The organism is Streptomyces sp. NPDC048337, from assembly GCF_043201175.1.
Taxonomy (GTDB): Bacteria; Actinomycetota; Actinomycetes; order Streptomycetales; family Streptomycetaceae; genus Streptomyces.
Genome location: NZ_JBICYR010000009.1, coordinates 229,552 through 241,258, shown reverse-complemented (window position 1 = coordinate 241,258; position 11,707 = coordinate 229,552). Strand labels below are relative to the sequence as shown.

7 protein-coding genes are annotated in these 11,707 nt (G+C 72.0%); 3 read left to right on the top strand and 4 right to left on the bottom strand.

Translation table 11 applies throughout. From position 1 onward, the window contains the following. Positions 1–128: 128 nt before the first annotated feature. From ACGFYU_RS17945 to ACGFYU_RS17930, 4 genes are all read right to left on the bottom strand, one after another. Entirely contained in the window at positions 129–752 is a 624-nt protein-coding gene (locus tag ACGFYU_RS17945; RefSeq protein WP_385184073.1) for a GntR family transcriptional regulator, read from the bottom strand. 134 nt (positions 753–886) lie between these two features. Further along, a complete protein-coding gene (sucB, locus tag ACGFYU_RS17940; protein WP_393828234.1) occupies positions 887–2,647 on the bottom strand; it encodes a 2-oxoglutarate dehydrogenase, E2 component, dihydrolipoamide succinyltransferase in 1,761 nt (586 codons plus the stop codon). 53 nt (positions 2,648–2,700) lie between these two features. Next, positions 2,701–4,089, bottom strand: coding sequence for a dihydrolipoyl dehydrogenase (gene lpdA / locus ACGFYU_RS17935; RefSeq protein WP_382643443.1), 1,389 nt, complete (start codon positions 4,087–4,089; stop codon positions 2,701–2,703). Between the two features lie 298 nt (positions 4,090–4,387). Continuing rightward, the gene (locus ACGFYU_RS17930) at positions 4,388–5,920 is read right to left on the bottom strand and encodes a leucyl aminopeptidase (protein WP_393828233.1); all 1,533 of its coding nucleotides are present in this window, start codon (positions 5,918–5,920) and stop codon (positions 4,388–4,390) included. A gap of 345 nt (positions 5,921–6,265) precedes the next feature. Between ACGFYU_RS17930 and ACGFYU_RS17925 the strand changes: the two genes are divergently transcribed. The 3 genes from ACGFYU_RS17925 (at position 6,266) to ACGFYU_RS17915 (ending at position 11,660) form a co-directional block, all read left to right on the top strand. After that, positions 6,266–8,293, top strand: coding sequence for a hypothetical protein (locus ACGFYU_RS17925; RefSeq protein ID WP_393828232.1), 2,028 nt, complete (start codon positions 6,266–6,268; stop codon positions 8,291–8,293). 107 nt (positions 8,294–8,400) lie between these two features. Then, positions 8,401–9,915 (top strand): GT4 family glycosyltransferase PelF, encoded by a 1,515-nt coding sequence (gene pelF, locus ACGFYU_RS17920; RefSeq protein ID WP_393828231.1) that lies wholly within the window; start codon positions 8,401–8,403, stop codon positions 9,913–9,915. Further along, entirely contained in the window at positions 9,912–11,660 is a 1,749-nt protein-coding gene (locus tag ACGFYU_RS17915; protein WP_393828230.1) for a hypothetical protein, read from the top strand. Before pelF ends, ACGFYU_RS17915 begins: the two co-directional genes overlap by 4 nt. Positions 11,661–11,707 lie beyond the last annotated feature (47 nt).

Here is an 11,707-nt window from a genome sequence, read left to right as displayed (position 1 = left end):
ACTGTAAATCCCTGATCGATGATCGATCAAATAAAAGTGACGAAGAACCGTCCATCCGACAAAAGTCGGCACCGGGTGCCAGAAAATCAGGCACCCGGTGCCGGGCAAATCGGGATGATCCGGTCTGCTCAGGCGCGCGGGGCGCACCCCAGGACATGCCGCTTCACGAGCAGGCCGATGTCCGGATCCTGGGCGCGGAACGCCTCGACGAGGGCCTCGTGCTCCTCCGCGTAGGACTTCTGGACCGTTCCCAGCCACCGGATGGACAGGGCCGTGAACACCTCGATGCCCAGGCTCTCCCAGGTGTGCAGCAGCACGCTGTTCCCGGCCGCCCGCACCAGCTCCCGGTGGAAGCCCACCGTGTGCCGCACCTGCGCCGTGCCGTCCTCGCTGCGGTCGGCCTCCCACAGGGCCGCCACGTGCGGCTCCAGGGCCGAGGTGTCGGCCGCCAGCCGGGGCGCGGCCAGCTCGGCGGCGATCTGCTCCAGACCGGCCCGGACCGGGTAGATCTCCTCCAGGTCCGCCGCGGAGAGGTTCCGTACGCGCACACCCTTGTTGGGCGCCGACTCGATCAGCCGCAGCGTCTCCAGCTCGCGCAGGGCCTCCCGTACGGGCGTCTGGCTGACCTCCAGCTCCACGGCGATCCGGCGCTCCACGATCCGTTCACCGGGCTTCCAGCGCCCGCTGACGATCCCCTCCACGATGTGCTCGCGGATCTGCTCGCGCAGCGAGTGCACGACGGGTGGGGTGATCATCGGCGGTTCATCTCCTGGTGGGTGTGCAGGGTCAATGCGGGGCCTGATGCGTAGACAATACGGCGGCGCCCCCGCCCGGGAGTATCCCGGACGGGGGCGCCGACAGTGAGGCTGGTTACAAGCCGTTCGGCTCAGAGGCCGAGCTCGACCTCGAACTCGCCGGCCTCGAGGATCTGCTTGACCGCGGTGAGGTACCGGGCCGCGTCCGCGCCGTCCACCAGACGGTGGTCGTAGGACAGGGTCAGGTACGTCATGTCGCGGATGCCGATGTTGGTGCCCTCGGCGGTCTCGATGACCACCGGGCGCTTCACCGTGGCACCGATGCCCAGGATGGCGACCTGGTTCGGCGGCACGATGACCGTGTCGAACAGCGCACCGCGCGAGCCGGTGTTGCTGATGGTGAAGGTCGCGCCCGACAGCTCGTCCGGCGTGATCTTGTTGCCGCGGACCTTGGCGGCCAGGTCGGCGGTCGCCTTGGAGATGCCCGCCAGGTTGAGGTCGCCCGCACCCTTGATGACCGGGGTCATCAGGCCCTTCTCGGAGTCCACGGCGATGCCGATGTTCTCCGAGTCGAAGTAGGTGATGGTGCCCTCGTCGTCGTTGATCCGGGCGTTGACGACCGCGTGGGCCTTCAGCGCCTGGGCGGCGGCCTTGACGAAGAACGGCATCGGGGACAGCTTGACGCCCTCGCGGGCGAGGAAGCCGGCCTTGGCCTTCTCGCGCAGCTTCATGATCTTGGTGATGTCCACCTCGACCACGGAGCTGAGCTGCGCCTGCGAGTGCAGGGCCTTCATCATGTTGTCGCCGATGACCTTGCGCATGCGGGTCATCTTGACGGTCTGGCCGCGCAGCTCGGAGACGGCGGCGGCGGCCGGGGCCTTGGCGGCCGGGGCGGCAGCGGCCGGCGCCGGGGCGGCGGCAGCGGCCTTGGCGGCCTCGGCGGCGGCCAGGACGTCCTGCTTGCGGATACGGCCACCGACGCCGGTGCCCGAGACCGTGGCCAGGTTGACGCCGGACTCCGTGGCGAGCTTGCGCACCAGCGGGGTCACGTACGCGCCCTCGTCACCGGCGGAGACCGGGGCGGCGGGGGCGACCGGAGCCGGAGCGGCCACGGGGGCCGGAGCGGCAACCGGAGCCGGGGCGGCAACCGGAGCCGGGGCGGCGACCGGGGCCGGAGCGGCCACGGGGGCCGGGGCGGCCACGGGGGCCGGGGCTGCGACCGGAGCCGGGGCGGCGGCGGCCGGAGCCGCGGCGGGGGCGGCACCGGCGACGCCGATGACGGCCAGACGGGCGCCGACCTCGGCGGTCTCGTCCTCGCCGACCAGGATCTCCAGCAGGGTGCCGGCGACCGGCGCGGGGATCTCGGTGTCGACCTTGTCGGTGGAGACCTCGAGCAGCGGCTCGTCGGCCTCGACCGTCTCGCCGACGGACTTCAGCCAGCGGGTGACGGTGCCCTCGGTGACGGACTCGCCCAGGGCGGGCAGCACGACGTCGGTGCCGGAGGCGGCGCCGGCCGGGGCCGCGGGAGCCGGGGTCTCGGCCGGTGCGGGGGCGGCCGGGGCCTCGGCGACCGGGGCCGGAGCGGCGGCGGGGGCCGCGGCGGCGGCCGGAGCCGCGGCGGCGGCCGGAGCCGCGGCGGCGGCCGGGGCGCCGGAACCGTCGTCGATGACGGCGAGCTCTGCGCCGACCTCGACGGTCTCGTCCTCGGCGACCTTGATGGAGGCCAGGATGCCGGCGACGGGCGACGGGATCTCGGTGTCGACCTTGTCGGTCGAGACCTCGAGCAGCGGCTCGTCGGCCTCGACGCGCTCGCCCTCGGCCTTCAGCCAGCGGGTGACAGTGCCCTCAGTGACGCTCTCGCCGAGCGCCGGAAGGGTTACGGAAACCGACATGGTTTCTGTTGCTCCTTACGAAAGTGCGGAAGTGGTCGTCGCGCCCGGGACGATTAGTCGTGGGAGTGCAGCGGCTTGCCGGCCAGGGCCAGGTGGGCCTCGCCGAGCGCCTCGTTCTGGGTCGGGTGCGCGTGGATGAGCTGCGCGACCTCGGCCGGCAGGGCCTCCCAGTTGTAGATCAGCTGGGCCTCGCCGACCTGCTCGCCCATCCGGTCACCGACCATGTGGACGCCGACCACGGCACCGTCCTTGACCTGGACGAGCTTGATCTCGCCCGCGGTCTTCAGGATCTTGCTCTTGCCGTTGCCCGCCAGGTTGTACTTCAGGGCGACGACCTTGTCCGCACCGTAGATCTCCTTGGCCTTGGCCTCGGTGATGCCGACGGAAGCGACCTCGGGGTGGCAGTACGTGACGCGCGGAACGCCGTCGTAGTCGATCGGGACGGTCTTGAGACCGGCCAGACGCTCCGCGACCAGGATGCCCTCGGCGAAACCGACGTGCGCGAGCTGCAGGGTCGGGACGAGGTCACCGACGGCCGAGATCGTCGGCACGTTGGTCTGCATGTACTCGTCGACCAGGACGTAGCCGCGGTCCATCGCGACGCCCTGCTCCTCGTAGCCCAGGCCCTGGGAGACCGGGCCGCGGCCGATGGCGACCAGCAGCACCTCGGCCTCGAAGGTCTTGCCGTCGGCCAGCGTGACGCGGACGCCGTTCTCCGTGTACTCGGCCTTGTCGAAGAAGGTGCCGAGGTTGAACTTGATGCCGCGCTTGCGGAACGCGCGCTCCAGCAGCTTCGAGCTGTTCTCGTCCTCGACCGGGACGAGGTGCTTGAGGCCCTCGACGACGGTGACGTCGGTGCCGAAGGACTTCCACGCCGAGGCGAACTCGACGCCGATGACGCCGCCGCCCAGGACGATGGCGGACTCGGGCACGCGGTCCAGGACCAGCGCGTGGTCCGAGGAGATGATGCGGTTGCCGTCGATGTTCAGGCCCGGCAGCGACCGCGGCACGGAGCCGGTCGCCAGCAGGACGTGGCGGCCCTGGATGCGCTGGCCGTTCACGTCGACGGAAGTCGGGGAGGAGAGGCGGCCCTCACCCTCGATGTAGGTCACCTTGCGGGAGGCGACCAGGCCCTGCAGGCCCTTGTACAGGCCCGAGATGACCTCGTCCTTGTACTTGTGCACGCCCGCGATGTCGATGCCCTCGAAAGAGGCCTTGACACCGAACTGGGCGGCTTCGCGCGCCTGGTCCGCGACCTCACCGGCGTGCAGCAGAGCCTTCGTGGGGATGCAGCCGTTGTGCAGGCAGGTGCCGCCGAGCTTGTTCTTCTCGATCAGCGCAACGTCGAGACCCAGCTGGGATGCGCGGAGAGCCGCGGCGTAACCGCCACTGCCACCGCCGAGGATCACTAGGTCGAAAACGGTGCTGGCGTCGTTCGCCACGTCACGTCCTCCATGCATGTGCGCCGGGCACCGGTCCTCTGTGACCGGGCGGCGGCTGGTAATCGGCCGCTTGTTTCTTCGGCCCTGTGGTGGGGGCCCTGTCCTGCCGAGAACCCATCTTCGCATTTGTCGCGGGAACGCGGGACGCCGGGCCCAGCATGTGGGAGGTCGTTCTGCACGAACTACGCATTACCGCTGCGTAGAAACCTACGGATTTCGTTGTGGGTGAACAGGCCTCAGGCCTTGATCAAGGGTTCGATCAAGGCCTGAGGCGTGTCTCACATCGTTCGGTGGAGCGTCAGCCCAGGTCGCCCGTGGCCGTGCGCTCGGCCAGCCGCACCAGGGTGCGCACGGCCGAGCCGGTGCCGCCCTTGGGGGTGTAGCCGTACGGCGCGCCCTCGTGGAAGGCCGGGCCCGCGATGTCGAGGTGGGCCCAGGTGATGCCCTCGCCGACGAACTCCTGCAGGAAGATGCCGGCCAGCAGACCGCCGCCCATGCGCTCACCCATGTTGGCGATGTCGGCGGTGGGGGAGTCCATGGACTTGCGCAGGTCGGCGGGGAGCGGCATCGGCCACGAGGCCTCGCCGACCTCCTCGGCGATCTCGTGGATCGACGTGCGGAACGCGTCGTCGTTGCCCATGACCGCGAAGGTGCGGTTGCCCAGGGCCAGCACCATGGCGCCGGTCAGGGTGGCGACGTCGACGATCGCGTCCGGGGCGTCCTCGGAGGCCTTGGTCAGCGCGTCGCCCAGGACCAGGCGGCCCTCGGCGTCCGTGTTGAGCACCTCGACGGTCTTGCCGCTGTACATGCGCAGCACGTCGCCGGGCTTCACGGCGGAGCCGGACGGCATGTTCTCGGCGAGCGCGAGCCAGCCGGTGACGTTGACCTGGAGGCCCAGCTTGGCGGCGGCGACCACGGAGGCGAAGACGGCGGCGGCGCCGGCCATGTCGCACTTCATCGTCTCGTTGTGGCCGGCCGGCTTCAGGGAGATGCCGCCCGAGTCGTAGGTGATGCCCTTGCCGACGAAGGCCAGGGTCTTCTCCGCCTTGGGGTGGGTGTAGGAGAGCTTCACCAGGCGCGGCGGGTTCTCGGAGCCCTTGCCGACGCCCATGATGCCGCCGTAGCTGCCCTTGACCAGGGCCTTCTCGTCGAGCACCTGGACCTTGATGCCGTGCTCCTTGGCGGTCGCGGAGGCGACCGCGGCGAAGGCCTCGGGGGTCAGGTCGTTCGGCGGGGTGTTGACCAGGTCACGGGCGATGTTGACCTCGGTCGCGACGACCGTGGCGCGCTCGACGGCGGCCTTGTGCTCCTTGTCGCGCGGCTTGGCGCCCAGCAGGGCGACCTCGGCGAGCGGCAGCTTCGGACCCTCCTTCTTGCCGGAGCCCTTCTTCTCGCCGCCCTGGTAGGCGGTGAAGGCGTACGCGCCCAGCAGCGCGCCCTCGGCCACGGCCGTGATGGCGGAGGCGTCGTCCAGGGGGAGGGTGAAGCCGGCCTTCTTCGAGCCGTGGAGGGCGCGGGCGGCGGCGCCGGCGGCGCGGCGCAGCACCTCCTCGTCGAACGACTCGTCCTTCTCGGGGAGGGCGCCCAGTCCGACCGCCAGCACGACCGGGACCTTCAGGCCCGCCGGGGCCGGCAGCTTGGTGATCTCGCTTTCGGCGCCCGAGGCACCGAGCGCGTCGAGCACGGCGGCGAGCTTTCCGTCGTACGCCTTGTCCACGGCCTCGGCGCCGGCGGCGACGACCGGCCCCTTGGGGCCCTTCGCGACACCGACGACGAGGGCGTCGGCGCGCAGCGTCGCGGCGCCGGCAGTGCTGAGAGTCAGAGCAGTCACGGTAGTGAAGTCTCGCTTCCGTTTGTGTGTGTGTGGGCCGAGTGGGTGGACGGCCATCCGTAGCGATCGTATTCCGGCCCGACGGCCGCCGGAAATGAGCCTACGCGCAGCTACTCGCCCGCACGTCACTCGAAGGTTTGGCAAGTTGTTCGATCAAGAGGCCACCAGGTTCACCCATCTGTGGACTCTGCTCCAGGTTTGCCTCGTAGACCTGACGAGGTCCGAGAGACTCGGTCCACTCTCGCAAGGGGACGCGGGGTTCCTTTGCATGATTTCCACAGAGCCTCCTCCGCCCGGCCATCCGCCAGGGCCGAGTCGAGGACGCCTGCGGGGGGAAAGGCCGAAATGGTCAACAAGAACCGGATGAACAGGGTCGCCGCCGTCATGGCCGCGGCCGCCCTGGTGTCCGTGGCAGTACCCGCCGCGACCGCCACGGCGGCCACGACGCCGCGCATCGACCTCAAGGTGCTCGTCGTCGACGACGGCGGCAGCTCGGTCGAGGCGATCACCGCGGAGCTCCGGGACACCGGCGTGCCCTACACCCGCGTGGTGCTGGGCAGCGGCGGCCGGCCGGTCATCGACGCCGCCTTCCTCAGCGACACGGTGGACGGCCGTCCGCGCGCCAAGTACCAGGGCGTCGTCCTGCCCAACGAGAACCCGTTCGGCGAGGGCTCGGCCGAGATGGCCGCCCTCGTCGCGTACGAGACGGCGTACGGGATCCGTCAGGTCGACGCCTACACCTGGGCCCACCCGGGCGTCGGCCTGGAGTACACCGACAACGGCGGCTACAGCGGCCAGCTCGACGGCACCCAGGCCGCCGTCACCGCCGCCGGCCAGGCCGGCCCCTTCGGCTACCTGGGCGGGCAGGTCGCCTTCGAGGACAACTCCGCCCTCGTCCCCGAGAGCTTCGGCTTCATGGGCAAGCCGCGGACCGGCTACACCAGCTACCTCGACGCCCCCGTCGGCACGGGACGGGCCTCGCTCGTCGGCGAGTACGCCCACGACGGGCGCAGCGAACTGGTCGTCACCTTCGGCTACAACCAGTACCAGCAGCAGTTCCGGCTGCTGGCCCGCGGCATCGTCGACTGGCTCACCCAGGGGGTCCACCTCGGCCAGAGCCGCAACTACTTCGCGGTCCACGTCGACGACGTCTTCGCCCCGGACGCCCGCTGGAACAAGGACCTCAACTGCACGCCCGGCGACTACGCCTGCGCGGGCGGCGAGGGCAAGGAGAGCACCATCCGCATGACCGCCGCCGACGCCGTGTACGCGGCGCAGTGGCAGCGCGCCAAGGGCTTCAAGCTCGACATGCTCTTCAACGCGGGCGCCGGCGAGGAGTGGAAGGCCGAGAACGGCGGCACCGACGCCCTCACCGCGCAGCTCGTCGCCGACCGGGCCCAGTACCGCTGGATGAACCACACCTACACGCACCCCTTCCTCGGCTGTGTCCAGGACACCACCACCATCCCGTGGACCTGCACGAAGAACGCCCAGGGCGCCATCAACTGGATGAGCCGCGCCGAGATCTCCGCGCAGATCCGCGACAACAACAACTGGGCCGCGTCCAAGGGCATCACCACCGACCGGACCGAGCTCGTCACCGGCGAGCACTCGGGCCTCAAGACCCTCCCGCAGCAGGCCCAGGACAACCCCAACCTGGCCGGTGCGCTCGCCGACAACGGCGTGAAATGGGCGGGCAGCGACAACTCCCGCGAACCCCAGCAGCGTCCGGTCGGCGCCGCCCTCACCGTGCCCCGCCACCCGATGAACGTGTACTACAACACGGGCACCAACGCGGAGATGGCCGACGAGTACAACTGGATCTACACCAGCCGCGAGGACGGCGGCAGCGGAGTCTGCGAGGACAACCCCGCCACCTCCACCTGTCTGCCGGCCCCGCTGGACCCGAACACCGGCTACCTCGACCACATCGTCCCGCAGGAGGCCCGCACCGCCCTGCGCCACGTGCTGGCCAACGACCCGCGCCCGCACTACGTCCACCAGTCGAACCTCGCCGAGGACCGCACCCTCTACCCGGTGCTCGACCGGGTCCTGGACACCTACCGCGCGCTGTACGCACCCAGCGCGCCGATCGTGAACCAGAGCATGAAGGACACCGGCGTCGAGCTCGGCCGCCGCGCCGCCTGGGACAAGGCGCTCGCCGAGGGCAAGGTCACCGCCTACCGCATCGGCACGGCCGTCACCGTCAAGGCGCCCTCCGGGGTCGTCGCCCCGGTGACCGCCCCCAACGGCACCAAGAAGCAACTCCTGCTCGGCACCACCGACTTCGGTACCGCCTACGCGGGCAACCGCTCCGCCTGGACCGGCCCCGAACTGCTGCAGACCGCGGTCACGCTCAAGCTGCCCAGCTGACCGTACGGGGCAGTCCAGCAAGCCGTCACGAGAACCACCTGAAGCCGGCGCTCCGGATACGCACACACGGGCGCCGGCCCCTTTCACGTCCTGGGGGGACATCACGCATGAGCCATGGGCGCCATGTCACCATGCTCACCGAAGGCACCTACCCGCACGTCCACGGGGGCGTCAGCACCTGGTGCGACCAACTGGTACGCGGCATGCCGGAGGTCGACTTCAACGTCATAGCCCTGACCGGCTCGGGACGCGAGCCGGTCACCTGGGAGCTGCCGCGCAACGTCTACCGGCACACCGCCGTCCCGCTCTGGGGCCCGCCCCCGGGACGAGGCCGCCGTTCGACCCTGCGCGGCAAGGCCCACCGCCGCTTCACCGAGGTCTACGAAACCTTCCTGCTCTCCCTGCTCGACCCGGCCGCCGGGGGATTCTCCGAGGCCCTGCGCGCACTCGCCCTCCTCGCCCGGGCCGGGAAACTCGCCCCGGCGCTGCGCTCCGAGTCCGTCCTGCGCCTGCTGATGGCCGTCTGGACCCGCCCCGGCCTCGGCACCGCCGCCGCCGAGCCCACCATCCACGACGCGCTCACCGCCACCGACCTGCTGGAGCACGCGCTGCGCCCGCTGGCCGTGCGGATCCCGCCCGACAGCGTCGCGCACGCCGTCAGCAGCGGCCTGGCCACCCTCCCGGCCCTCGCCGCCAAACAGCTCGACGAGGTGCCCTTCCTCCTCACCGAGCACGGCATCTACCTGCGCGAGCGCTACCTCGGCTACCGCACGGCCGAACAGCGCTGGCCGGTCAAGGCGCTGATGCTCGGCTTCTACCGCGAGCTCAACACCGAGGGCTACCGGCAGGCCGACCTGATCACCCCCTGCAGCCAGTACAACCGCCGCTGGGAGGAGCGCGGCGGCGCCGCCTCCGACCGGATCCGCACGGTCTACAACGGCGTCGACCCGCACGCCTTCCCCGAGGCCGGCCCCGAACCCGAGGTGCCCACCCTCAGCTGGTGCGGCCGCATCGACCCCATCAAGGACCTCGAAACCCTCATCCGCGCCTACGCCTTCATGCGCGAGGAACTGCCCGCCCTGCGGCTGCGGCTCTTCGGCCCGGTCCCGGCCGGCTGCGAGGAGTACAAGCTGCGCCTGGAGAAGCTCGCCGCCGAACTCGGCGTCGGCGACGGGATCTCGTACGAGGGCCGCATCGAGCAGGTCGCCCGGGCCTACGCGGCCGGCAGCATCGTGATGCTCTCCAGCATCAGCGAGGGCTTCCCCTTCTCCATCATCGAGGCCATGTCCTGTGGCCGCACCACCGTCTCCACCGACGTGGGCGGGGTCCGCGAGGCCGTCGGCGACACCGGCCTGGTCGTCCCGCCCCGCGAGCCCGAGACCATGGCCCGCGCCACGCTCGCCCTGCTCCGCGACGACGAACGCCGCGCCGAGCTCGGCCGGATGGCCCGCAAGCGGGTGGTGGAGAAGTTCACCCTCCACCAGTCCGTGGACGGCTTCCGGCACATCTACCGCGAGCTCTCGGGCCAGCCCGTCCTGCCCGTCCGCGAGGGCGAGGACTGGACCCGGCGGCTCGCCGACCCCTGGTACCGCGAACTGGCCGCCGACGGGAGCCTGTGGTGAGCGGATCCCTCTGGCTCAAGCCGCCCGGCTCCGAGGGCGGGTGGGTCCCGGCCGGCCGCCTGCTCCCCGGCTCCGCCGGCGCGACGGCGTACAAGCGGGCTCCCCGCCCGGCCGGGGCCGCCGGCGGCACGGGCCCCGGCGCCACCGGACACCCGGCCGGGGCCGGCCGCGACGGCGCCGGGGTGTCCGACTCAGCCTCAGCCTCCGCCGGGCCGGGATCACCCGGCCCGGCGGGGTGGCCGACCGCCGCCGACACACTGCCGGCCGTCCCGCGGCCCCGCCGCGACGGGCCGGCGGCCGCCGACCCCATGGACGAACTGCTCACCCGCCTGGACGGGCTGGTGGCCGCCGCCGTCCACCCCGACGAGATCGCCGCGATCCTCGAATCCGACGGCATGACCGACGAGCACATCCGGCTCAGCTACGGCCGCCACGACTCCTTCGCCCTCGCCGAAGAGCTCTACGCCCGGGTGCCCCGCTCCTTCCCGGAGCCCGCGGACACCCCCGACCCCTGGAAGGTCTCCCTCACCGCCTGCCTGCTGCGCGGGGTGATCTTCGCCCTGCCCGGCCTCGCCTACGTCCTCGGCGCGCCCCTCCTCGAAGGCCCGCCGGACCGGCTCGGCCTGCCCGCCGGGACGCTCACCCTGCTCGCCGGAGCGCTCATCGGCTGGGTCTGGGACCAGACCCTGTCCCACCGCGCCTACTCCTGGCTCGGCCTCGGCGACCGGGCCGCCGCCGCGCGGACCCTGCTCGCCGGAGCCCCCGCCGGTTCCCTGCTGGGCACCGCCGCCGCGCTGGCCGTCCCCGGCGGGCCGCCGTTCTCGTACGCCTTCGCCGCCGGACAGGCCCTCTACGTCGGGGCCGCCACCGTCCTGCTCGTCCTCGGCCGGGAGCGGATGCTGCTCGCCGCACTCGGCCCGATGGCCGCCGGCGCCCTGCTCGCCCTCTTCATCGACCTGCCCGTGCCGGTCCGCGTGACGCTGCTCGCCGTGTCCCTGCTTGCCGCCTGCACCCTGGCCGTACGGGAACTGCCCGTCTCCGCGGGCGCACGGTCCGCCGTGCGCCGGATCCGGGGCTGGACCGAGCGGCCCCCGGGCGGCGGCGGGCCGGTGCGCTGGCGGATGCTGCGCGGCGCCGAGGAGGAGTACGCCCCGCGCGGGCCCCGGCTCGGGGACTCCGTCCCGTACGGGGTCTTCGGGCTCGGCACCGGCCTGCTCGTGCTGTACGCCGCCCTCGGGGAGGTGCTCGCGGGCGGCCCCGCCGAGGCCGTGGCCGCCCCCTCGGCGGTGGCGCTCACCCTCAGCATGGGCCCCGCCGAATGGCTCCTCCACCGGTTCCGCAGCGGCACCCTCGCCGGGCTCCGGGCCGCCCGCTCGCCCGGCGCCTTCCGGCGGCGGATGCACGCCACCCTGGCCCGCTGCCTCGCCGCCTACCTCGTGGTGCTGCTGGCCCTGGGCCTGGCCGGAACCCTGCTCTGGCCGGGCGCCCCCGCCCTGACCGGGGTCCGCGCCCTGACCCTGCTCCTGCTCGGCGCGGTGATGTGGACCGGCCTGCTCCTCCAGTCCTTCGGGGCGGTCCGGCCCGCTGCCGTGGTGTGCGCCTCGGCCGCCGTCGCCCAGAGCCTGGCCCTGCTGGCCGGGCTGGGACAGCCCCGGCTGATCCAGCTCGTGGTGGCGGGCGCGGCCGCGGCGGCCCTGGCCGTCCTGGTCTGCCTGCTCCTGGGCCGGGCGACCGCCCACCGATGAACCACGTCAGAACGTATGAAACCTCTGAAACCTCTGAAACCTCTGAA